This is a genomic window from Oceanobacillus alkalisoli (assembly GCF_021556485.1).
Lineage (GTDB): Bacteria > Bacillota > Bacilli > Bacillales > Amphibacillaceae > Oceanobacillus > Oceanobacillus alkalisoli.
Window position 1 is genome coordinate 1 of the sequence record NZ_JAKGBW010000108.1, and the last position, 281, is coordinate 281.

At 58.0% G+C, this 281-nt stretch carries 1 protein-coding gene; it reads left to right on the top strand.

Annotated features, from left to right (window positions below; all coding sequences use genetic code 11):
- Nucleotides 1–263, top strand: a 263-nt coding sequence (locus tag LZD48_RS19395) for a hypothetical protein (RefSeq protein ID WP_235764154.1), incomplete at its 5' end; no start/stop codon positions are given.
- Nucleotides 264–281 lie beyond the last annotated feature (18 nt).

The window sequence follows — 281 nt, forward strand, 5'->3', positions numbered from 1 at the left end:
GTATCCATAACACGCTGGAGGCGGCGATATTCGCTCTGCCCATAGCCTTCGGCCCCAACTATTCGAAGTTCAAGGAGGCGCGCGACATGGTGGCTCTGGGAGCTGCTACGAAGGTTGAGACGGTGACAGACCTCGAGGCGTGGTTCGCCCCGCTGCGCGACAACAAGGAGTATCGCGCGAAGGTCAGCTCTACGGCCAAGGACTATACGCTGAAGAATATCGGCGCAACGTCACTTATCATGAAGATCGCCTTCGACAGCTAACCCGCGAGAGGTTGTGGG